At 70.8% G+C, this 22,830-nt stretch carries 23 protein-coding genes; all 23 read left to right on the top strand.

Annotated elements, in window-relative coordinates; translation table 11 throughout:
* Positions 1–3 precede the first annotated feature (3 nt).
* The 23 genes from carB to trpC all read left to right on the top strand — a co-directional run bounded on the left by carB (position 4) and on the right by trpC (position 22,792).
* A complete protein-coding gene (gene carB, locus ACFQ91_RS10185) occupies positions 4–3,279 on the top strand; it encodes a carbamoyl-phosphate synthase large subunit (RefSeq protein ID WP_344250537.1) in 3,276 nt (1,091 codons plus the stop codon).
* A complete protein-coding gene (pyrF, locus tag ACFQ91_RS10180) occupies positions 3,279–4,160 on the top strand; it encodes an orotidine-5'-phosphate decarboxylase (protein ID WP_376870974.1) in 882 nt (293 codons plus the stop codon). The genes carB and pyrF overlap by 1 nt, the downstream gene beginning before the upstream one ends.
* Before the next feature lie 136 nt (positions 4,161–4,296).
* Positions 4,297–4,608, top strand: a complete 312-nt coding sequence (mihF, locus tag ACFQ91_RS10175; protein WP_137823967.1) for an integration host factor, actinobacterial type — start codon at positions 4,297–4,299, stop codon at positions 4,606–4,608.
* An 18-nt stretch (positions 4,609–4,626) separates the two neighbouring features.
* Positions 4,627–5,190, top strand: coding sequence for a guanylate kinase (gene gmk / locus ACFQ91_RS10170; RefSeq protein ID WP_198498883.1), 564 nt, complete (start codon positions 4,627–4,629; stop codon positions 5,188–5,190).
* Positions 5,191–5,538 (top strand): DNA-directed RNA polymerase subunit omega, encoded by a 348-nt coding sequence (gene rpoZ / locus ACFQ91_RS10165; protein ID WP_198498882.1) that lies wholly within the window; start codon positions 5,191–5,193, stop codon positions 5,536–5,538.
* Complete coding sequence (gene coaBC / locus ACFQ91_RS10160; protein WP_211979158.1) at positions 5,535–6,836, top strand: bifunctional phosphopantothenoylcysteine decarboxylase/phosphopantothenate--cysteine ligase CoaBC; 1,302 nt, start codon at positions 5,535–5,537, stop codon at positions 6,834–6,836. Before rpoZ ends, coaBC begins: the two co-directional genes overlap by 4 nt.
* Positions 6,833–8,035: a methionine adenosyltransferase gene (metK, locus tag ACFQ91_RS10155; protein ID WP_211979159.1), complete on the top strand. Its 1,203-nt coding sequence runs from the start codon at positions 6,833–6,835 to the stop codon at positions 8,033–8,035. The genes coaBC and metK overlap by 4 nt, the downstream gene beginning before the upstream one ends.
* Before the next feature lie 2 nt (positions 8,036–8,037).
* On the top strand, positions 8,038–10,122 hold the full coding sequence (locus ACFQ91_RS10150; protein WP_211979160.1) for a primosomal protein N': 2,085 nt from the start codon (positions 8,038–8,040) through the stop codon (positions 10,120–10,122).
* Between the two features lie 31 nt (positions 10,123–10,153).
* Entirely contained in the window at positions 10,154–11,152 is a 999-nt protein-coding gene (locus ACFQ91_RS10145) for a methionyl-tRNA formyltransferase (RefSeq protein WP_211979161.1), read from the top strand.
* 1 nt (position 11,153) lies between these two features.
* Complete coding sequence (locus ACFQ91_RS10140) at positions 11,154–12,527, top strand: RsmB/NOP family class I SAM-dependent RNA methyltransferase (RefSeq protein ID WP_211979162.1); 1,374 nt, start codon at positions 11,154–11,156, stop codon at positions 12,525–12,527.
* A gap of 1 nt (position 12,528) precedes the next feature.
* Complete coding sequence (rpe, locus tag ACFQ91_RS10135) at positions 12,529–13,194, top strand: ribulose-phosphate 3-epimerase (RefSeq protein ID WP_211979163.1); 666 nt, start codon at positions 12,529–12,531, stop codon at positions 13,192–13,194.
* A 24-nt stretch (positions 13,195–13,218) separates the two neighbouring features.
* On the top strand, positions 13,219–13,896 hold the full coding sequence (locus ACFQ91_RS10130; RefSeq protein ID WP_211979164.1) for a nicotinamide mononucleotide transporter family protein: 678 nt from the start codon (positions 13,219–13,221) through the stop codon (positions 13,894–13,896).
* 45 nt (positions 13,897–13,941) lie between these two features.
* Positions 13,942–14,205 carry a phosphoribosyl-ATP diphosphatase gene (locus ACFQ91_RS10125; RefSeq protein WP_198498874.1) on the top strand — a complete coding sequence of 88 codons (264 nt, stop codon included), beginning with the start codon at positions 13,942–13,944 and terminating at the stop codon, positions 14,203–14,205.
* Positions 14,206–14,233: 28 nt separating this feature from the next.
* Positions 14,234–15,073 carry an ATP phosphoribosyltransferase gene (gene hisG, locus ACFQ91_RS10120; protein ID WP_211979165.1) on the top strand — a complete coding sequence of 280 codons (840 nt, stop codon included), beginning with the start codon at positions 14,234–14,236 and terminating at the stop codon, positions 15,071–15,073.
* Positions 15,054–15,515 (top strand): PH domain-containing protein, encoded by a 462-nt coding sequence (locus ACFQ91_RS10115; RefSeq protein ID WP_198498872.1) that lies wholly within the window; start codon positions 15,054–15,056, stop codon positions 15,513–15,515. The genes hisG and ACFQ91_RS10115 overlap by 20 nt, the downstream gene beginning before the upstream one ends.
* Before the next feature lie 2 nt (positions 15,516–15,517).
* The gene (locus tag ACFQ91_RS10110) at positions 15,518–16,741 is read left to right on the top strand and encodes a CaiB/BaiF CoA-transferase family protein (protein WP_211979166.1); all 1,224 of its coding nucleotides are present in this window, start codon (positions 15,518–15,520) and stop codon (positions 16,739–16,741) included.
* 4 nt (positions 16,742–16,745) lie between these two features.
* Entirely contained in the window at positions 16,746–18,248 is a 1,503-nt protein-coding gene (locus ACFQ91_RS10105; protein WP_211979167.1) for a carboxyl transferase domain-containing protein, read from the top strand.
* A gap of 18 nt (positions 18,249–18,266) precedes the next feature.
* Entirely contained in the window at positions 18,267–19,031 is a 765-nt protein-coding gene (hisF, locus tag ACFQ91_RS10100; RefSeq protein WP_198498869.1) for an imidazole glycerol phosphate synthase subunit HisF, read from the top strand.
* Positions 19,028–19,396: a phosphoribosyl-AMP cyclohydrolase gene (gene hisI, locus ACFQ91_RS10095; RefSeq protein WP_198498868.1), complete on the top strand. Its 369-nt coding sequence runs from the start codon at positions 19,028–19,030 to the stop codon at positions 19,394–19,396. Before hisF ends, hisI begins: the two co-directional genes overlap by 4 nt.
* Positions 19,377–20,915 (top strand): anthranilate synthase component I, encoded by a 1,539-nt coding sequence (trpE, locus tag ACFQ91_RS10090; protein WP_211979168.1) that lies wholly within the window; start codon positions 19,377–19,379, stop codon positions 20,913–20,915. Before hisI ends, trpE begins: the two co-directional genes overlap by 20 nt.
* The gene (locus ACFQ91_RS10085; RefSeq protein WP_211979169.1) at positions 20,912–21,547 is read left to right on the top strand and encodes a Trp biosynthesis-associated membrane protein; all 636 of its coding nucleotides are present in this window, start codon (positions 20,912–20,914) and stop codon (positions 21,545–21,547) included. Before trpE ends, ACFQ91_RS10085 begins: the two co-directional genes overlap by 4 nt.
* A gap of 169 nt (positions 21,548–21,716) precedes the next feature.
* Positions 21,717–21,986, top strand: coding sequence for an HGxxPAAW family protein (locus tag ACFQ91_RS10080; protein ID WP_198498865.1), 270 nt, complete (start codon positions 21,717–21,719; stop codon positions 21,984–21,986).
* Positions 21,983–22,792 (top strand): indole-3-glycerol phosphate synthase TrpC, encoded by an 810-nt coding sequence (trpC, locus tag ACFQ91_RS10075; protein ID WP_211979170.1) that lies wholly within the window; start codon positions 21,983–21,985, stop codon positions 22,790–22,792. Before ACFQ91_RS10080 ends, trpC begins: the two co-directional genes overlap by 4 nt.
* Positions 22,793–22,830 lie beyond the last annotated feature (38 nt).

Here is a 22,830-nt window from a genome sequence, read left to right as displayed (position 1 = left end):
CCCATGCCACTGAGAAGCGATATCGAATCCGTCCTCGTCATCGGCTCCGGTCCCATCGTCATCGGACAGGCCTGCGAGTTCGACTACTCCGGCACCCAGGCGTGCCGTGTGCTCCGGTCCGAGGGCCTGCGCGTCATCCTCATCAACTCGAACCCCGCGACGATCATGACCGACCCCGACGTCGCCGACGCCACCTACGTCGAACCGATCGACCCCGACATCATCGAGTCGATCATCGCCAAGGAGCGCCCCGACGCCCTCCTGCCGACCCTCGGCGGGCAGACCGCGCTCAACGCCGCGATCGCCCTCCACGACGCCGGCACGCTCGAGAAGTACGGCGTCGAGCTCATCGGCGCCGACGTCGACGCGATCCAGCGCGGTGAGGACCGCCAGAAGTTCAAGGACATCGTCGAGGAATGCGGCGCCGAGGTGGCCCGCTCCGTCATCTGCCACACCCTCGACGAGGCGCTGACCGGGGCCGAAGAGCTCGGCTACCCGCTCGTCGTCCGTCCCTCCTTCACGATGGGCGGCCTCGGGTCGGGCATGGCCTACGACGAGACGGATCTGCGCCGCATCGCCGGTGCCGGGCTCTCGGACTCCCTGACGACCGAGGTCCTCCTCGAGGAGTCGATCCTCGGCTGGAAGGAGTACGAGCTCGAGCTCATGCGCGACCACAAGGACAACGTCGTCGTCGTGTGCTCGATCGAGAACGTCGACCCCGTCGGCGTCCACACCGGTGACTCGATCACCGTCGCCCCCTCGCTGACGCTCACCGACCGCGAATACCAGACGATGCGCGACATCGGCATCGACATCATCCGCGCCGTCGGCGTCGACACCGGCGGCTGCAACATCCAGTTCGCCGTCGACCCGGCCACCGGTCGCATCGTCGTCATCGAGATGAACCCGCGGGTCTCCCGGTCCTCGGCGCTGGCGTCGAAGGCCACGGGCTTCCCGATCGCGAAGATGGCGGCCAAGCTCGCCGTCGGCTACTCCCTCGACGAGATCCCCAACGACATCACGAAGGTCACCCCGGCGAGCTTCGAGCCGACCCTCGACTACGTCGTCGTCAAGATCCCGCGCTTCACCTTCGAGAAGTTCCCCGCCGCCGACCCGACCCTGACGACGACGATGAAATCCGTCGGCGAGGTCATGGCGCTGGGCCGCAACTTCACGACCGCCCTGCAGAAGGCGATGCGCTCGATGGAGCAGAAGGGCTCCTCGTTCGACTGGTCGGACCTGCCCGACATCAGCGACGACGAGGTGCGCGAGGCCCTCCTCGAACGGATCGCCCACCCCACCGCCGACCGCATCCACTCCGTCCAGCGCGGGCTCGCCGCGGGCCTGACGAACGCCGAGGTCCACGAGGCCTGCGGGATCGACCCGTGGTTCCTCGACCAGATCGAGCTCATCAACGAGGTCGCGCAGTTCATCGCCGACGCCGACGAGCTCGACTCCGAGGTGCTCAGGGTCGCGAAGAACCACGGGTTCTCCGACGAGCAGATCGCCGGGCTGCGCAGCCTCACCACCGAGGTCGTCACCGGCATCCGCCACGCCCTGCGCATCCGCCCCGTCTTCAAGACCGTCGACACGTGCGCGGGAGAGTTCGAAGCGCACACCCCGTACCACTACTCGAGCTACGACGCGGAGACCGAGGTCGCCCCGCGGGAGCGCCCCGCCGTCCTCATCCTCGGGTCGGGTCCGAACCGGATCGGACAGGGCATCGAGTTCGACTACTCGTGCGTCCACGCGACGATGGCGATCGGGGAGGCCGGCTTCGAGACCGTCATGGTCAACTGCAACCCCGAGACCGTCTCGACCGACTACGACACCGCCGACCGCCTCTACTTCGAACCGCTGACGTTCGAAGACGTCATGGAGGTCTACCACGCGGAGCTCGCCGCCGGCCCCGTCGCCGGCGTCGTGTGCACCCTCGGCGGGCAGACCCCGCTCGGGCTCGCCGACCAGCTCAAGGCGGCGGGCGTGCCGGTGCTCGGCACCCAGCCCGAGGCGATCGACCTCGCCGAGGACCGGGGCGAATTCGGCGCCGTCCTCGACCGGGCGGGACTGACCGCGCCCAAGCACGGCACCGCCGTCACCGCCGCCCAGGCCGCGGCGATCGCCGCGGAGATCGGCTACCCCGTGCTCGTGCGCCCCTCCTACGTCCTCGGCGGCCGCGGCATGCAGATCGTCTACGACCGCACGCAGCTGCTCGACTACATGGCCACCGCCACCGAGGTCTCCGTCGACCGGCCCGTCCTCGTCGACCGGTTCCTCGAGGACGCCATCGAGATCGACGTCGACGCCCTCTACGACGGTGAGGACATCTTCATCGGCGGCATCATGGAGCACATCGAGGAGGCCGGCATCCACTCCGGCGACTCCGCGTGCGTGCTGCCCTCGCTCACCCTCGGCGAGGACGTCCTCGACCGCGTCCGGCAGGCCACCCGCGCGATCGCCGAAGGCGTGAGCGTCCGCGGCCTGCTCAACATCCAGTTCGCGATCACCGCCGACGTCCTCTACGTCATCGAAGCCAACCCGCGCGCCTCGCGCACCGTGCCGTTCGTCTCGAAGGCGACGTCGACGCAGCTGGCGAAGGCAGCCGCGCTCATCGCCGTGGGCCGGACCATCGCCGACCTGCGCGGCGATCTGCTGCCGGAGACCGGCGACGGCTCGACCCTGCCGCTCGAGCACCCGATCGCCGTCAAGGAGGCCGTGCTGCCGTTCCGCCGGTTCCGGACCGTCGAGGGCAAGGTCGTCGACTCGATCCTCGGCCCTGAGATGCGCTCGACCGGCGAGGTCATGGGCATCGACCACGACTTCCCGACGGCGTTCGCCAAGGGCCAGCTCGGCGCCTCGATCAAGCTGCCCACCTCGGGCACGGTGTTCGTCTCCGTCGCCGACCGCGACAAGCGGGCGATGGTCCTGCCGGTCAAGGAGCTCGTCGACCTCGGCTTCGACGTCGTCGCGACGACGGGCACGGCTGCCGTGCTCTCCCGCTACGGCATCGCGACCTCCCAGGTCCACAAGCACTTCGAGGCCGACGCCGAGGACCGCACGGTCCTCGACTACCTCGCCGCCGGGACGATCGACATGGTCATCAACGTGCCCTCCGGCCGTCAGGAGCGCGCCGACGGCTACGAGATCCGCGCCGCGGCGACCGCGAACTCGGTGCCGCTCATCACGACGATCGCCGAATTCGCCGCCGCCGTGACCTCGCTCCACGTCGTCCGCGACAAGACCTTCGGCGTGCGCAGCCTCCAGGACTGGAGCGCGTGATGTTCTCCACCCGGCTCACCGCGGCGATGGCCGCCCACGGTCCCGTGTGCGTGGGCATCGACCCCCACGACCATCTCCTTCAGACGTGGGGGCTGCCGCGGAGCGCCGCCGGCGTCCGGGAGTTCGGGCTGCGCACCGTTGAGGCGCTCGCGGGGACGGTCGCCGCGGTCAAACCGCAGGCCGCGTTCTTCGAGCGCTTCGGCTCCGCCGGCGTCGCCGCCCTCGAGGACACCCTCGCGGCGTGCCGGGAGCAGGGGCTGCTGACGATCCTCGACGTCAAGCGCGGGGACATCGGCTCGACGATGGCCGGCTACGCCGAGGCCCATCTGCTCCCGGACTCACCCCTGTCCGCCGACGCCATCACGGTCTCGCCCTACCTCGGCGTCGGAGCCCTGGCCGCCGCGTTCGACCTCGCCGCGGCCCACGATCGGGGCCTCTTCGTCCTCGCGCTCACCTCGAACCCCGAGGGCGCGGACGTCCAGCACGCCCGCACCGGTGCCGAGGCCCCTGGCTTCGGCGACTCCGTCGCCGGGTCCGTGGCCGCCGCCGTCGCCGCCCGCAATGCCGAGCTCACCGGGGGAGCGGGTGAGCTCGGCCCCTTCGGCCTCGTCGTCGGGGCGACGATCGGATCGGCCGCACGGGACCTCGGCTTCGACCCGAGCGCCTGCGGGGGACCGCTCCTCACCCCGGGCGTCGGGGCGCAGGGGGCCGGCCGGGACGAACTCCTCGACGTCTTCGGGCCCGAGGCGCTCGCACGACACCAGGTCGTCGTCGCCGTCTCCCGGGCCGTGCTCGCCGCCGGACCGGCCGGTCTCGCGGAGGCGGCCCGCAGCCTCAACGCGTCCCTGACGGCACCCCCGCCGATGTCCGCCGGGCGCTGAGCGGCTCCCTGCGGCCTACCGCACAGTAGGGCCGGGGCGCGGATTTTCTTCCCTGCGCTGTGTCGGTTGTCATGGTTTGTGTTTTAGACTGAAGCAACTTCCCTACCTGCCCGTTCATGGTGACAGAGGAGATAATGTGGCACTCGAACCATTGACCCCGCAACAGCGTTCGGCCGCTCTTGACAAAGCGTTCAAGGCTCGACAGGTGCGCGCCGAGGTGAAGTCGGCCCTCAAGAGCGGTGAGACCGATCTTGCGGCAGTGCTCAAGAAGGCAGGGAAGGACGAAGCACTCGCGAAGATGCGCGTGCTCGACCTCCTCCGGTCGCTGCCCGGAGTGGGCGATCGCCGGGCCGAAGCGGCGATGGAAGAGGTCGGGATCGCCTCATCGCGGCGCATCAAGGGCCTCGGCGTGCACCAGAAGAACGCCCTGTTGGAGAAATACTCCTGAGTGTGACACTTTAGATCTGTGAACACTCGACTCACCGTTCTCGCGGGACCCACCGCAGTCGGAAAAGGCACCATCAGCTCCTATATCAGACAGCACCACCCCGAGATCTGGTTCTCGGTGTCTGCGACGACGCGGCCCCGGCGCCCCGGTGAGATCGACGGTGTTCATTATCACTTCGTCTCCGACGACGAGTTCGACGGGCTCATCTCCCGCGACGAGATGCTCGAGTACGCCGTCGTCCACGGCCGCCACCGCTACGGCACCCCGTCGGGGCCCGTGCGGCAGCACCTCGCCGAAGGCATCCCCTCCCTGCTCGAGATCGACCTGCAGGGGGCGCGCCAGGTCAAGGCGAAGATGCCCGACGCCCTCTTCGTCTTCCTCGCCCCGCCGACCTGGGACGAACTCGTCTGCCGGCTCACCGGGCGCGGCACCGAGAGCGCCGAGGAGCAGGCGAGGCGGCTGACCACGGCGCGGGCCGAACTCGCCGCCGAATCCGAGTTCGACGTCACCATCGTCAACGACAGTGTTCGCACTGCGGCAGAAGAACTCATACAATTGATGGGTATATCCACACTCGATTAGATGGGACACCCCTTGCCTGCTCAGCCCGAAGGCATCACCAATCCGCCGATCGACGAACTCCTCACCGTCACCGGCTCGAAGTACGAACTCGTGTCCGTCGCCGCTCAGCGTGCGCGCCAGATCAACTCCTACTACGCACAGCTGCAGGAGGGTCTGCTCGAGAACGTCGGACCGCTCGTCACCCCGGAACCCCACGAGAAGCCCTTGTCGATCGCCCTGCGCGAGATCAACGAGGGCAAGATCGTCTCCCGTGAGATCAGCGAAGCCGACTTCGCGACGACGACCGTCGAGGAGACCGCCGAGGCGCCCGTGAACACCGACGGCGCGATCGACTTCAGCGACCAGTGAGAATCGTCCTCGGAGTCGCCGGTGGGATCGCCGCCTACAAATCGGCGCACGTCATCCGGCGCCTCCGGGAGCTCGGGCACACCGTCACGGTCGTGCCCACCGCCGACGCCCTGAAGTTCGTCGGCGCCCCGACCTTCGAAGCGCTGTCGGGACAGCCCGTGACCACCGACGTCTTCGACGAGGTCGACAAGGTCAACCATGTGCGCATCGGCCATGAGGCCGAGCTCCTCATCGTCGCCCCGGCCACGGCGAACACGATCGCGAAGATCGCCGCCGGCCTCGCCGACGACCTGCTCACCGCCTCGGTGCTCACGACGACGGCGCCGATCGTCGTGGCGCCTGCGATGCACACGGAGATGTGGCACAACCACGCGACCGTGGCGAACATCGCGACGCTGCGCGAGCGCGGTGTCCACGTCCTCGACCCCGCCGTCGGCCGTCTCACCGGACCCGACTCCGGACCGGGGCGCCTGCCCGAACCCGAGGAGATCGTCGCCTTCGCCCTCGCCGCGGCCCAGGCCGATACGACCGAGGCCGGCACGACTGAGACCGCCGCTGCCCAGGCCGGCACGGCAGGCACCGACTCCACGGGCCCCCTGAGCGGCAGGCGCGTCGTCGTCAGCGCCGGCGGCACCCGAGAGGCGCTCGACCCCGTCCGGTTCCTCGGCAACCGCTCCTCGGGCAAACAGGGCATCGCGCTGGCCCGCGCCGCGTTCGCCGCCGGCGCGCAGGTCGAACTCGTCGCCGCGCACGTCGACTCCGGACTGCTCGCCGACCTGCCTGCCGGCATCACCGTGACCCCGATCGAATCGACCCTCGACCTCCAGGCCGCGATGGCCACGGCGGCCGAGCACGCCGACATCATCATCATGGCCGCCGCCGTCGCCGACTTCCGGCCGGCCCGGCTCGCCGATGCGAAGCTCAAGAAGTCCGGGGACGAGGGGATGAGCATCGAACTCGTCCAGAACCCCGACGTCCTCGCCGGGCTCGTCGCCGACCGCCGACCCGGCCAGTTCATCGTCGGCTTCGCCGCCGAGACCGGCGACGCCGCCCACACCGCACACGAGTACGCCGAGGCGAAGTTCCGTCGCAAGGGCGCCGACCTCCTCGTCTTCAACGACGTCTCCGCCGACCGCGCCTTCGGCCACGACGTCACCGAGGTCGTCATCCTCGCCGCCGGGGACGGTGGCTCCGACGTCGTCGACGCGGCGACGCTGGCGGGCACGAAGGACGATGTTGCGCAAAAGGTCGTTGCCGAAATCGCCCGCCGCACCACCCCAGTAGAATCGACGCCGTGAGTACATCCGAACTGCGCTACTTCTCCTCCGAATCCGTCACCGAAGGCCACCCCGACAAGATCTGCGATCAGATCAGCGACGCCGTGCTCGACGACCTCCTCTCCAAGGACCCGAACGCGAAGGTCGCCGTCGAGACGATGGTGACGACCGGGCTCGTCCACGTCGCCGGTGAGGTCAACACCGACGCGTACGCCGATGTCGCCGGCATCGTCCGCAGCCTCATCACCGGCATCGGCTACGACTCCTCGGACACCGGCTTCGACGGCCATTCGTGCGGTGTGTCGGTCTCGATCGGCAGCCAGTCTCTCGACATCCACTCCGGGGTGACGAACCCGCTCGACTTCCGCGAGGCGCTCGAGACCGACCACGGCTCGTCGCTGGGCGCCGGGGACCAGGGTCTGATGTTCGGCTACGCCGACAACGCGACCGACGTCCTCATGCCCCTGCCCATCCACCTCGCCTCCCGGATGGCCGAGAAGCTCAGCGCCGTCCGCAAGTCCGGGGAGCTGTCCTACCTCCGCCCCGACGGCAAGACCCAGCTGACGATCGGCTACGACGGGGACACCGCGGTCTCGCTCGAGAACATCGTCGTCTCCACCCAGCATGCCGCCGACATCTCCCAGGACCAGCTCAAGGCTGACATCGAGGAGTTCGTCGTCGGCCCGATCGCCGAGGCCTCGGGACTCGACCGCGGCAATGAGAAGATCCACATCAATCCCGCCGGGCCCTTCGTCACCGGCGGCCCGATGGGCGATGCGGGACTGACGGGGCGCAAGATCATCGTCGACACCTACGGCGGCTTCTCCCGCCACGGCGGCGGCGCGTTCTCCGGCAAGGACCCCTCGAAGGTCGACCGCTCGGCTGCCTACGCGATGCGCTGGGTGGCGAAGAACATCGTCGCCGCGGGACTCGCCGACCGCGCCGAGGTCCAGGTCTCCTACGCGATCGGCCGGGTCGACCCGATGGGCCTCTACGTCGAGACCTTCGGCACCGAGAAGGTCGACCCCGCGGCGATCACCAAGGCCATCCGCGAGGTCTTCGACCTGCGCCCGGCGATGATCATCCGCGAACTCGACCTGCTCCGCCCGATCTACTCGCAGACCTCGACGTACGGTCACTTCGGCCGTGAGCTGCCCGACTTCACGTGGGAGAGGACCGACCGCGCCGACGACCTGCTGCGCGCCGTGTCCGCGCACTGAGAGTGGACGAGCCCCTTCCCATCGCGACCGGCACCACCGCTGTGGGGCAGGTGCCGCTCGCCCCGGACGCGCCCGTCGCCCGCGTCCTCGTCGACCACCCGGTCCCGCATCTCGCGCGCGCCTTCGACTACGCCGTCCCGGAGAAGCTCGCCGAGGCGGCGCAGCCGGGGGTGCGGGTGCGCGTGAAGTTCGCCGGCCGGCTCCGTGACGGGTTCATCCTCGAACGCGCGGACGAGAGCGACCACATCGGTCCGCTCGCCGTCATCGAGCGGATCACAAGCCCGCTGCCCGTGCTCACCCCCGCCCTCCTCGAACTCTGCGAGGCCGTCGCCACCCGGTACGCGGGCACCCTGCCCGATGTGCTCCGGCTCGCGATCCCACCCCGCCACGCCCGCGCCGAGAAGGCCGTGCTCCGCGCGATCGAGCGGCGGCAGATGGGGGAGACCGGCGGCAAGACCGCAGGCGACGAGCCCGGCCGGGACGATCCCGGCCGAGACGAGGACGCCCCCGAGGAGCCCCCGATCGTCGACGCCCTCGGCGAGTGGGTCATCGAGGCCGGCACCGAGGTCACCGACGGCGATCCCGGCACCGCCGGGTCCGACCGCGCCCGCCTCGCGCTCACCTTCACTCCCGGCACCACCCCCGGCCTCGGGTGGATCACCGCGGGACTGCGCGCCGCGCGGGCCGCTCTGGCCCGGGGTGCCGCCGTGCTCTGGCTCGTCCCCGACCACCGGGAGATCGCGGTGCTCTCGGCAGCGCTCGAGGCCGAGATCGCCCGCGGCGGGCAGATCACCGAGTACACCGCCCTCCACGCCGACCAGTCACCGGAGCAGCGGTGGGCGGCGTGGCTGCGTGGCCTCCTCGGCGACACCCGCCTGATCATCGGCACTCGCGCCGCCGCCTTCGCCCCGCTCGCCGACCTCGGCGTCATCATCTGCCTCGACGACGCGAACCAGAACTACCTCGACCAGCACGCCCCCTACCCGCACGCGCGGGAGGTCAGCCTGCTCCGGTCGAACCTCGAGGAGACCGGTCTCCTCTTCGCCTCGACCGACCGCAGCGCCGAGGTCGAGCGGCTCGTCGAGATCGGGTGGCTGCGCGACATCAGCCCCGCTGCCGCGGCCCGCCGCAGCTCCTCACCGCTCGTCGTCGTCCCCGACGAGGAGCGCGACCCCTACGCGTGGCAGCGGATCCCCACCCGGGCGTGGGACATCATGCGCGCGGCGCTCAAGCCCCGGGACGGGAGCGCGCCCGGCCCCGTCCTCGTCCAGGTCCCCCGCGGCGGGTACTACCCGGTGTTCGCGTGCGCGCGATGCCAGGAGACGGCCCGCTGCCCGGTGTGCGAATCGCCGCTGTCGACCCAGTCCGAGGTCGGGCCCTTCGCGTGTCGGACGTGCGGGTACCACTCCGAGACCTTCACGTGCGCGCGCTGCCGCTCCCACCAGGTGCGCTCTATCGTGCGCGGACGCACCCGCACCGTCGAGGAGCTGGTCAAGGCGCTGCCGGGCATCGAGATCGTCGAATCCGGGGGAGACGACATCCCCGTCGCCCTCGACTTCGCCCCCCGCGTCGTCGTCGCGACGACCGGCGCCGAACCCTACGCGATCGGCGGCTACGCCGCGGGGATCCTCCTCGACACCCTGTGGCCGGGCCCGTGGATGCGGGCGAGCGACGAAGGGGTGCGGCGGCGGATGCGGGCGGCCTCCCTCGTCCGCTCGCGCACCGACGGGGGAGTCGTCTACCTCGGTGATGCCGATGAGACGATCCGCGGGGCGCTGACGACCTTCGACCCCGCCGTGACGATGACGCGGTCGCTGGCCGACCGCCGGGAGCTCGGGTTCCCGCCGTACCGCCGGATCGTCGAACTCACCGGTCCCGGCACCGACATCGACGCCGTGCTCGCCGAGGTGCCGGAGCTCACCGAACTCATCCGCGACGACGACGAGGACGGTCAGCGCGTCGTCGCCGCCTTCCCGATCGCCGCCGGCCCCCACATCGGCACGCGCCTGGCCGAGACGACGGCGGCGCGCTCGGCGAAGAAGCTGCCGCAGGTGCGGGTGCGCATCGACGATCCCCGGTCGCTCTGAGCCCGGCGCCCACGACGTACAATCTCTTTCTGTGGATATCGTCTTCGCCGGCACCCCGGAGGTCGCCGTTCCCGCGCTCGAGGCGCTCGTCGCCTCCGACCACACGGTCCGCGCGGTGCTCACCCGTCCCGACGCCCCGGTCGGCCGCAAGCGCGTCCTCACCCCCTCACCCGTCAAGGCCCGGGCGCTCGAGCTCGGACTGCCCGTCATCGAAGCCGATCGTCTGCGCGGGGACGTCATCGGGCAGCTGCGGGAGATCGGCGCCGATGCCGTCGCCGTCGTCGCCTACGGCGCGATCGCCGGACCCGCAGCGCTGTCGACGGCGCGACTCGGCTGGTTCAACCTCCACTTCTCGCTCCTGCCCGCCCACCGCGGGGCCGCCCCGATCCAGCGCGCCCTCATCGCGGGGGAGACGACGAGCGGGGTGAGCGTCTTCCGGATCGACACCGGCATGGACACCGGCGATGTCGTGCGCACCCGCACCCTGCCGCTCGATCAGGACGACGCCGCCGCGGCACTGGCCGCCTACGCCGCGGTCGGGGCCGGCGAACTCGTCGCCGCGTTCGACGATCTCGCCGCCGGCACCGCGGACTTCACCCCGCAGGACGCGCTCATCGCCGCAGGCGCTCAGCCGAGCCATGCCGAGAAGATCACCGCCGCCGACGCCCACCTCGACCTCACCCGCCCCGGTGCCGAGGTCGTCGCCCGCTCCCGCGGGGTCAGCCCCGCACCGGGACCGTGGGTGACGGTCGACGGGAAGCGGACGAAGCTCTTCGGCCTCACCCCGGTGGGAGGCGACGCCGCCCCGACTCCGGCCCCGACCGCCTCGGCGGAGGTCGGCCTGCTCACCTCCCACGACGGTGCCGCCGTGCTCGGGGTCGGGGACGGCTGGCTGCGCGTGAGCGAGATCCAGCCCTTCGGCAAACCCCGCATGAGCGCGGCCGACTATCTGCGCGGACACGGCGAGGTCCGCATCGACGCCGCCGCACCGGCCGACGCCGGCCGCGCCACGACGAGCAAGGAGGCCTGAGATGGCCCAGAAGCCCAACCTGCCCCGCCGGCTCGCGTGGGAGGTGCTCACCGACGTCGACACGAAGGACGCGTACGCGAACCTCCTGCTGCCGGCGAAGATCGCCCGCACGCACCTGAACCCCCAGGACGCCGCGTTCGCCACCGAACTCACGTACGGCACCCTGCGCGGACAGGAGTTCTACGACGCCGTCATCGCCCACGCCGCCGGTCGACCGGTCACGCAGATCGACCCCGAACCGCTCGCGGCGATGCGGATGGGCGCCCACCAGATCCTCGCGATGCGCGTGCCCGACCACGCCGCGCTCTCCGAGACCGTCGGAGTCGTCAAATACGCGGCCCCGAAGACCGCGGGCTTCGTCAACGCGGTGCTGCGCCGGGTCTCCGAGGCCGACCGGCAGACCTGGCTCGACCGGGTCGGGCAGGGGCGCTCGGAGACCGCCCGGCAGGCGATCGCCAGCTCGCATCCCGAATGGATCGTCCGGGCGCTCACCCAGGCGCTCAAGGGCCACGGCCGCGACGCCGGCGAACTCGATGCGCTGCTCACCGCCGACAACACTCCGGCCCAGGTCGCCGTCACCGCCCTGCCGGGACTCCTCGACCGCAGCGCGCTGCCCGGCACCCCGACCCCGCTCTCGCCGCTCGGCGTCCACCTCGAGACGGCCGTGCCCAAGGACATCCCCGCCGTCGCCGACGGTCGCGCCCGCGTCCAGGACGAAGGCTCCGCCCTCGTCGCCCTCGCACTCGCCGAGGCGGCCGCCCCGGACGGGACGTGGGCCGACCTCTGCGCGGGCCCCGGCGGGAAGGCCGCTGTCCTCGCCGCCCGCGCCCGCACCGAGGGCGAGTCCCTCGACGCGTTCGACTCGAGCCCGCACCGGGCCTCCCTCGTCGAGACCTCGACCCAGGCGCTCGACAACGTCACCGTCGGCGTCGCCGATGCCCGAGACGCCGAGGGCCCGTACGCGAAGATCCTCGTCGACGTCCCCTGCACCGGCCTCGGTGCGCTGCGGCGCCGGCCCGAGGCCCGGTACCGGCGCAGCCCCGACGACGTCAACGCCCTGGCCGCGCTCCAGCGGGAGATCCTCGCCTCCGCCCTCGACGCGGCGGCGCCTGGCGGCGTCGTCGCCTACTCGACGTGCTCACCTCACTATGCGGAGACCGTCCTCGTCGTCGACGACGTCCTCCGCCGGCGGCGGAAGGAGACCGGCGACGACGTGGAGATCCTCGACACCCCGGCCGTGCTCGCCGCTGTCACCGGCGCCGAGGCCGACTCCTTCGCCTCGGTCAGCCGCGGCGACGGCCGCTACGCGCAGCTGTGGCCCCACGTCCACGACACCGACGGAATGTTCCTGGCCCTGCTGAAGAAGGCGAACTGATATGGCGATCGAGATCAACCCGAGCATCCTCTCCTCCGATTTCTCCGACCTCCGCGGGGAGCTTGAGAAGATCGCGACGGCGGACATGGCCCACATCGACGTCATGGACAACCACTTCGTGCCCAATCTCACCTTCGGCCCGCCCGTCGTCGAGCGGATCCAGGCGATCAGCCCGATCCCGCTCGACGCGCACCTCATGATCGCCGACGCCGACCGCAACGCGCCCGTGTACGCGGAGCTCGGGTGCGCCTCGGTGACCTTCCACGCCGAGGCGGCCGCGGCCCCCGTGCGACTGGCCAGGGAGCTGCGGCGGCTGGGGGCGAAGGCGAGCCTCGCGCTCAAGCCCGCGACCCCGATCGAGCCCTACATCGACCTCCTGCCCGAATTCGACCAGATCCTCATCATGACCGTCGAACCCGGCTTCGGCGGGCAGAAATTCCTCGACGTGTGCCTGCCGAAGATCGCCCGCACCCGGGAGGCGATCTCCGCCTCCGGACTCGAGATCAGGCTGCAGGTCGACGGCGGCGTCTCCGCCGCGACCGTCGAGCGCGTCGTCGACGCCGGTGCCGACGTCCTCGTCGCCGGGTCCGCCGTCTACAGCGCCGAGGATGCGGCCGCGGCGATCGCCGAGCTCCGCAGCCTCGCCTCCGCCTCCCACACCCACTGACCGACCCGCGATCCGAGGCACATCATGGAATTCCTCTCCTGGCTCAACACCCCGGCCTTCGAGCTGCTCGGCAAACCCGTGCCGTACTCGGATCTCTTCGGCAACATCTGCGCGCTGGCCACCGTCGTCCTCGCCCTCAAGCGGAACATCCTCTCCTGGCCGGTGCAGATCCTCGGGTCGATCCTCCTCTTCTCCGCCTCGCTCTCGGCCGGTCTCGGCGGCAATGCCTCCCGCCAGGTCGTCATCATCGTCGCCGCCGTCTGGGGATGGACGCAGTGGCGGAAGTCGCAGGAGGTCAAGGGCGAGGTCGTCGTCCGGTGGGCGACGTGGAAGGAGCGGATCGGGCTCATCGCCGCCCTCGTCATCGGCACCGCCGTCTTCGGGTACATCCTCTCCGTCGGCGGCTGGTCGTGGAACCCCTACCCCGACGCCTACATCTTCATCGGCTCCCTCGTGGCGATGTACGCCCAGGGACGGGCGATCGTCGAGTTCTGGTTCGTCTGGCTCGCCGTCGACCTCGTCGGCATCCCGCTGGCCGTGGCCGGGGGACTCGTCTTCTCCGGCGCCGTCTACCTCATCTTCCTCGTCATGGTCGTCATCGGCTTCCTCGACTGGTCGAAGCGCTCGAAGCAGACGATCTCCGCCCCGCACACCGGTGCGACCGACATCACCCGCGGCCCGGATGCCGCGTCCGGGACCTGAGACCCCGGTCAGGGCACGCAGCGGCGATGGTCTACCCTGGATCACGTGAAGACCTTCGACTCTCTCTACGCTGAACTCCTCGCCAAGTCCCTCGACCGGCCCGCCGGATCGAAGACCGTCGCCGAACTCGACGCGGGAGTCCATGCGATCGGGAAGAAGATCGTCGAGGAGGCCGCCGAGGTGTGGATGGCCGCGGAGTACGAGACGCCGGACGAGCTCGCCGAGGAGATCTCCCAGCTGCTCTACCATCTCCAGGTGCTCATGATCGCCAAGGACTTAAGCCTCGACGACGTCAACGCCCACCTGTGACCTTCCTCTCCTCCTCGCAAAGGACGCCATGCTGCGTGTAGCCGTGCCCAACAAGGGCATCCTCTCCGAAGCCGCCACCGACATGCTCAGCGAAGCCGGGTACTCGACCCGGCGCGGATCGAAGACCCTCGTCCACCGGGACGAGACGAACGGGGTCGAGTTCTTCTACCTGCGCCCCCGCGACATCGCCGTCTACGTCGGCTCCGGCATCCTCGACGCCGGGATCACCGGTCGCGACCTCCTCCTCGAATCCCAGGCGAAGGCCCAGGAGGTCATCGGCCTCGGCTTCGGGAACTCCCGCTTCTTCTACGCCGGGGAGCGCGGCCGCTACGACAGCGTCGACGAACTCGCCGGCAAGCGGATCGCCACGAGCTTCCCGCATCTCGTCCAGACCGACCTCGACGCCCGGGGCATCACGGCCGAGACCGTCCAGCTCGACGGCGCCATCGAGGTCTCGATCCAGCTCGGCGTCGCCGATGCCGTCGCCGACGTCGTCGAGACCGGCAGCACCCTGCGGGCGGCGGGCCTCGAGACCTTCGGGGAGCCGATGCTCGAGTCCGAAGCCGTCCTCGTCCAGCGCGACGGCGCCGACGCCTCGATCGAGGTGCTCAAGCGCCGCCTCGAATCCGTCATGGTCGCCCGCCAGTACGTGCTCGTCGACTACAACATCGAAGAGCGCCTCGTGCCCGAGGCGATCAGCCTGACCCCGGGACTCGAATCGCCGACGGTCTCCCCGCTGCAGGAGACCGGCTGGGTGGCCGTGCGGGTCATGGTCGAGGCGAAGTCCGTGAACAACGTCATGGACCGCCTCTACGCGGTCGGTGCGCGCGCGATCCTGGTGACGAACATTGGCGCCTGCCGCATCTGAGTTCGCCGTCTTCCGGCCCCGGCGGGTCCGCGTGCTCGGCTTCGTCGGCGCGGCCGTCGTCTTCGTCGGCTTCGCGGTGCTCTCCGTCGCCCTCCTCGTCGTCGACTGGCGGCCGTGGACGTGGTTCGACGTCGTGTGGATGAACCTCCTCGGCGTCCTCTTCGCAGCCGCCCTCCTGCGGGTCGGCAGCATCGAGGCCCGCCCCGACGAGGCGGGGCTGACGGTGCGCAACATCGTGCGCACCCGCCGGTTCGGCTGGGGGCAGATCCTCGGGGTGACGTTCTCGACGTACGGCGACGACCCGTGGGCGATCCTCGACCTCGCCGACGGTTCGACGTGCGCGGTCATGGCCGTCCAGCACGCCGACGGCCCCCGCGCCTACGACGAGGTCGCCCGACTGCGTAAGCTCGTGACCACATGGACCACATATGAGGAGGACTAGGCATGTTCGACGACGCACCGGCCACAGGTGAGGGGCCGCTGAGCGGGTACACCGTCATCGATCTCTCCCGCGCCCTCGCGGGTCCGCACGCGGGAATGATGTTCGGCGACCTCGGCGCCCGGGTCATCAAGGTCGAGAACCCCGGCCGCGGCGACGACTCCCGCTCGTGGGGTCCGCCCTTCGTCGGTCCCGCCGACGATCCGCAGGCGACGTACTTCCTCTCCGCGAACCGGAACAAGGAGTCGATCGCCCTCGACCTCAAATCCGAGACCGGCAAGGACACGCTGCGGGCGCTCATCGCCCGCGCCGACGTCCTCATCGAGAACTTCCGCACCGGCGTCCTCGACCGCCTCGGGTTCTCCCCGGCCACGTGCCTGGAGATCAACCCGCGCCTCGTCATCCTCTCGATCACCGGCTTCGGCCACGACGGGCCGGAGGCCGCCCGCGCCGGCTACGACCAGATCGCCCAGGGCGAAGCGGGACTGATGTCCCTGACCGGGTCCGGGCCTGAGGACATGCAGCGGGTGGGCGTGCCGATCGCCGACCTGCTCGCCGGCATCTACGGCTCCTACGGGGTGCTCGCCGCCCTGCTCGAGCGCGAGCGCACCGGGCGCGGGAAGATCGTGCGCACCTCGCTCATCGCCGGCATGGTCGGCGTCCACGCGTTCCAGGGAACCCGGGCCACCGTGGCCGGGGAGAACCCGCAGCCCGGCGGCAACCACCACCCGTCCCTGTCCCCGTACGGCCTCTTCGCCTCCCAGGACGGGGCCGTGCAGATCTCCGTGGGCAACGAGAGCCTCTGGCAGAAGTTCGCCGCGGCCTTCGACATCGACCCGGCCACCCCGGGCATGGCCGACAACGCCGAGCGCGTGGCCAACCGCCCGGCCGTCATCGCCCTCATCGAATCCCGCTTCGCCGACTTCACGTCCGCGCAGCTGCTCGAGAAGCTCAGCGCCGCGGGCATCCCCGCCGGCACGGTGCGCACCCTCGCCGAGGTCTACGACTGGGAGCAGGCGCTGAGCCAGGGGCTCAAGGTCTCCGTCGACCACCCCGTGCTCGGCGACATCGACCTGCCCGGACCCCCGCTGCGGTTCTTCGACACGGGAGCCGACGGGGAGGTCGAGACGACGAAGAGGACGCACGAGGCCCCGCCGCTGCTCGATGAGGACGCCGAGGCGATCGCGGCGTGGCTCACCGGCGAGTCGGCGCCCGAGGGCGGGGACTGAGACGATGGCGAGGCTGAACGCGCACGAACTCGTCGACATCGTCGTCGATGAGGGGTCCTTCGTCTCCTGGGACGAGGCCCCCATCACCCCCGCCGGAGGCATCTCCGAGGACTATGCCGCCGAACTCGCCGCGGCCCGTGAGAAGTCCGGGGTCGACGAGGCGATCATCACCGGGGAGGGCACGATCGGCGGCCGCCGGGTCGCCGTCGTCGCCGGAGAGTTCCGGTTCCTCGCCGGATCGATCGGCGTCGCCGCCGCCCAGCGGCTCGTCGACGCGATCGAGCGGGCCACGCTCGAGGGCCTGCCGCTGCTCGCCGGTCCCGCCTCCGGGGGCACCCGGATGCAGGAGGGCACCGTCGCGTTCCTCTCGATGGTGAAGATCACCAACGCCGTCGTCGCCCACCGTCGGGCCGGTCTGCCCTACCTCGTCTACCTTCGGCATCCCACGACCGGCGGCGTGTTCGCCTCGTGGGGCTCGATGGGCCACGTCACCGTCGCCGAACCCGGATCCCTCATCGGCTTCCTCGGCCCCCGCGTCTTCGAAGCCCTCTACGGCGAGTCGTTCCCCGAGGGTGTGCAGACCGGGGAGAACCTCCACAAGCACGGGATCATCGACGCCGTCATCGGTCCCGAGCGGATCCAGACGACGGTCTCCCGGGTCCTCGACGTCCTCATGGGCGCCAAGGAGGTGCCTCCGCGCGTGCCCGACCCGGACACCCGCCCGGGCACGATCGACCCCGAGTCGGATGCGTGGGCGGCGATCACCCGGTCCCGCCGTCCCGAACGCCCGGGCGTCCGCGATCTCCTGCGCACCGCGGCGAACACGGTGCTCCCGCTCAACGGCACCGGGGAGGGGGAGAAGGATCCCGGGCTGCTGCTCGCGCTCGCGAAGTTCGGCTCCGCCCCGTGCATCGTCCTCGGCCAGGACCGCTTCCGGCAGGACTCGCGGGCACCGCTCGGTCCGGCCGCGCTGCGGGAGGCCCGCCGCGGCATGCGCCTGGCCAGAGAGCTCGACCTGCCGCTCGTCACCGTCATCGACACCCCCGGCGCCGCCCTGTCCCAATCCGCCGAGGAGGGCGGGATGGCCGGAGAGATCGCGCGCTCGCTCGCCGAGCTCGCGAACCTCGACGCCCCCACCGTCTCCCTCATCCTCGGGGAGGGCTCCGGCGGCGGGGCGCTCGCGCTCATCCCCGCCGACCGCGTGCTCAGCGCCGAGAACGGCTGGCTGTCGCCGCTGCCGCCCGAGGGCGCCTCGGCGATCGTCCACCGGACGACCGACTTCGCCCCGCAGATGGCGCAGAGCCAGGGCGTCCACGCTCCCCAGCTGCTCGCCACGGGAGTCGTCGACCGGATCATCGCCGAACATCCCGATGCCAGCGACGAACCCCTCGACTTCGTCGCCCGGGTCGGACAGACCCTCGAGTTCGAGCTCATCGAGCTCATGCGGGCGCAGTCAGAGCGCCGGCTGGCCCGCCGCATGGAGCGCTACCGCACGCTCGGGATCTAGAGAAGAGAGAAGAGAACCATGGTTGCCGTGAGAGTCATCCCGTGCCTCGACGTCGATGAGGGACGCGTCGTCAAGGGCGTGCGCTTCGCCGACCTCCGGGATGCCGGAGACCCGGTCGAACTCGCACGTGTCTACGGCGAGTCCGGGGCCGACGAGCTGACGTTCCTCGACGTCACCGCGAGCAGCGGCGACCGGGAGACCGTCCACGATGTCGTCCGGGCCAGCGCCGAGCAGGTGTTCATCCCGCTCACCGTCGGCGGGGGAGTGCGCAGCGTCGACGACGTCGACCGGCTCCTGCGCGACGGCGCGGACAAGATCTCCGTCAACACCTCGGCGGTGGTCGATCCGCAGCTCATCAGCGACATCTCCCGGCACTTCGGCAACCAGGTGCTCGTCCTCTCCCTCGACGCCCGGCGCACCCGGGAGACGACGACACCGTCGGGCTTCGAGGTCACCGTGCGCGGCGGACGTGAGGGCACGGGCCGCTGCGCGATCGACTGGATCCGCGAGGCCGCCGACCGCGGGGTGGGCGAGATCCTGCTCAACTCGATCGACGCCGACGGCACCCGTGAGGGCTTCGACCTCGAACTCATCGCCGCCGCCCGTCAGGCTGTGGGCGTCCCGCTCATCGCCTCCGGCGGCGCCGGGAAGGTCGAGCACTTCGCCCCCGCCGTGCGGGCCGGGGCCGATGCCCTGCTCGCCGCGAGCGTCTTCCACTTCGGGACGCTCACCATCGCCGAGGTCAAGGACGCACTGCGCGCAGAAGGGTTCGATGTCCGATGAGTCAGCAGCAGATCGATGCGACGCCGGAGAACTGGCGCGAGATCATCAGCTTCGGGCCCGGCGGGCTCATCCCCGTCGTCGTCCAGGAGGCGACGACGCGCGAGGTCCTCATGCTCGCGTGGATGGACCGCACCGCCGTCGAGAGGACACTGGCCGAACGCCGCGCCGTCTACTGGTCGCGGTCCCGGCAGGAGCACTGGGTCAAGGGGGAGACGTCGGGCCACACCCAGGCGCTGCGCTCGCTCGCCCTCGACTGCGACGCCGACGCCCTCCTCATGACCGTCGACCAGACGGGACCGGCCTGCCACACTCTGACCGCGACCTGCTTCACCGGAAGGACGATCAGTGACGACGCACGCGACTGAACCGCTGACCATCCGCCCGAGCCTCGCCGAGTTCCGCGCCGCCGGCGCCGACCACCGGCTCGTGCCCGTCCACACCGAGGTCCTCGCCGACACCGACACGCCCCTGAGCCTCTACCGGAAGCTCACCGACGGCGGTCCCGGGTCGTTCCTCTTCGAATCCGCCGAGGCCGGGGCCTGGGCGCGCTATTCGTTCATCGGCTCCGCCCCTGTGGCGACGCTCGTCACCACCCCCGAGGGCTTCACCTGGACGGGCACGCCGCCGGTCGGGGTGCCCGAGACCGGCAGCGTCCTCGACGCGGTCTCGGCGACGCTCGAGCTGCTCAAGATCGACACGAGCGATCTGCCGCCCATGGTCTCGAGCCTCGTCGGGTACTTCGGGTGGGACATCATCCGGGAGTTCGAGAAGCTCGGCACCGCCAATCCCGACGAGCATCGCCTGCCGACCGTGCAGCTGATGATCCCCGGCGACATCGCCGTCTACGACCACTATTCGGGCACGCTCACCCTCGTCGCCAACGTCGTCAACGTCAACGGGGCCGACACCGGCATCGACGAGGCGTACGCGGCCGGAGTGGCGCGGATCGAGACGATGCTCGCCCGGCTCTCCCGTCCTGCTCCCGCCGAGGCGGTCGTCCCGGTGGCCACGACACCGCAGGTGCGCACCCGCACACCGCGGGCGGACTACCTGTCCGGAGTCGAGCGCGCGAAGCAGGACATCGTCGACGGGGAGATCTTCCAGGTCGTCCTCGGCCAGCGCTTCGACACCGACTGCGACGCCGACCCGCTCATGGTCTACCGCATGCTCCGGCACTCGAACCCTTCGCCGTTCATGTACCTGCTGGGCCTCCACGACGCAGACGGGCAGCCGGTGAGCATCATCGGCTCCTCGCCCGAGGCCCTCGTCACGGTCCGCTCCGGCACCGTCGTCACCCACCCCATCGCCGGGTCCCGTCCCCGCGGGGCGACCCCGGAGGACGACGACCGGCTCGCGAGGGAGCTGCTCCGCGATGAGAAGGAGCGCGCCGAGCATCTCATGCTCGTCGACCTCGCCCGCAACGACCTCGCGAAGGTCTGCACCGCGGGCACGGTCGATGTCAGCACCTTCATGGACATCGAGCGCTTCAGCCACATCATGCACATCTCCTCGACCGTGCGCGGCGAGGTCGCCGACGGCCACGACGGCATCGACGTGCTGCGGGCGACCTTTCCCGCCGGCACCCTCTCCGGGGCCCCGAAGCCGCGTGCCCTGCAGATCATCGACGAGCTCGAGGTCGTCGGGCGCGGACTCTACGGGGGAGTCGTCGGCTACCTCTCCTTCACCGGTGACCTCGATCTCGCGATCGCCATCCGCACCGGGGTGCTCGCCCGCGGGGTGATGAGCGTCTTCGCCGGCGGCGGGATCGTCGCCGACTCCCAGCCGGAGACGGAGTATCGTGAGTCCGAGAACAAGGCGGCCGCGGTGCTCGCAGCCGCCGCAGCAGCCGGTCGGGTCCAGCGCCTGACGGAAGGAGCACGATGACCAAATCCCGCGGAGTCCTCCTCGTCCTCGTCGTCGCCGCCGGCATGTGGGCGATCACCCTGGCCACGTGGCAGGCGGGGGCGAGCAGCGAGACTCTCGGTCCCGCGGGAGTCGCGATGCCCGGCCAGGCCGAGACGACGCAGGCCTCGCCCGTGGCCACCGCGTGCGTGGCGATCATCGCTGTGTGCGGGCTGCTCTCGGCGATGTTCGGCCGCATCGGCCGCTTCGTCATCTTCGGTCTCGCGGAGCTCGCGGCACTCGGCTACGGGGTCAGCGCGATCACCGCGATCGGTGCCCCGGGGGCGACCTCATGGCCGATCGTCGCGCTGCTCGCCGCCGTCGTCGGCGTCATCGTCATCGGCTGGGTCGCCTACGCCTCGCGGACCTGGACGGGGTCGAATCGGTACGCCCGCAGCGCCGAAGGCGCCGGCGGCGAATTCGACTCGGCCGCGACGTGGGATGCGCTCTCCCGCGGCGACGAAGTGGAGACCGGACGCGAGGAGGCCGGCGCCGAGGCGGCGGCGGAATCCGCGGACGCGCAGTCCGCGGATGCACAGCCCTCAGACGCGCAGGCGGCGGAGGACGAGTCCCCGCGCAACGACGACGGTCCGACAAGCAGCCGGAGTTCCTGAGTGCGCGTGTGGCGTCTGCCACGTCTCGCCTCTCGCGTCGATGCGGAATCAGCATTCCGGACATGACGATCCTGCCCCGACCCTGTCCTGCAGGTCGCGTCGATGCGAACTCACCACCTCGGACATGACACAATAGACCCATCACGTGCACGTCAGCATAAGGAGCACCATGTCGCAATCAGTCGCCCGCTCGGGTGCCGCCGATCTCGATAAGTCCACGATCGACTACGCTGCGATCGCCGATCCCGGTCACGGCAACTCCGTCGCCGGGTGGACCGGCGTCATCATCATGCTCATCGGACTCTCGATCGGCTGCGTGGGCTTCACGATCCATGCCCCGATGATCACCTACATCGGCGGCGGCGTCACCGTTCTCGGCCTCATCGTCGGCATCATCCTGCGCGCCGTCGGACTGGGAAACAAGCCGAAGCGCACATGACCGTCCTCGACGACATCGTCACCGGGGTGACCGAGGACCTCGCCGCCCGTCGGCGCGAGGTCCCGCTGACGGCCGTCCGCGACGCGACAGCGGCCGCACCGGCCGTCCGCCCCTTCGACCTCAGCGCCGACTTCGGGGTCATCGCCGAGGTCAAGCGCCGCTCGCCCTCCCGCGGAGATCTCGCGACGATCCCCGATCCGGGGACACTCGCCGGCCTCTACGCCGCCGGCGGCGCCCGGGCGATCAGCGTGCTCACCGAGGGCCGGCGCTTCTCCGGCAGCCTCGCCGACCTCGACGCGGTTCGCGCGGCCGTCGACCTGCCCGTCCTCCGCAAGGACTTCATGGTCGACGAGTACCAGTTCCACGAGGCCCGCGCCCACGGCGCCGACCTCGTCCTCCTCATCGTCGCCGCGCTCAGCCCCGCCCAGCTGCGGGAGTTCCACGACCTCGCCGCCTCCCTCGGGATGACCGCGCTCGTCGAGACCCACAGCGAAGCCGAACTCGCCACCGCGATCGACATCGGCGCCCGCCTCATCGGCGTCAACACCCGCAACCTCAAGGACCTCAGCGTCGACACGGGACGATTCGCACCGCTGGCGGCCCTCGCCCCGGCCGAGGCCACGCTCGTCGCCGAGTCGGGGGTCGCCTCGGTAACCGACATCGAGGACTACGCGCGCGACGGCGCCGACGTCGCCCTCGTCGGCGAAGCCCTCGTCCGCGACGGCGATCCCGCCGCGGCCGTCGCCGCCTTCACCGCCGCCGGTCGGGCCGCCCGGACACCCCGGACGCCCCACCCCAGCCGCTGACCCGCACGGCGCCCGAGACGGCCCCGGCCGCCTCGGTG

It is taken from the genome of Brevibacterium sp. NPDC056726, assembly GCF_042790515.1.
In the GTDB taxonomy this organism is placed as follows: Bacteria; Actinomycetota; Actinomycetes; order Actinomycetales; family Brevibacteriaceae; genus Brevibacterium; species Brevibacterium sanguinis.
Note: the sequence above shows the minus strand (reverse complement) of the source record. Positions and strands in the feature narration are given on the sequence as shown.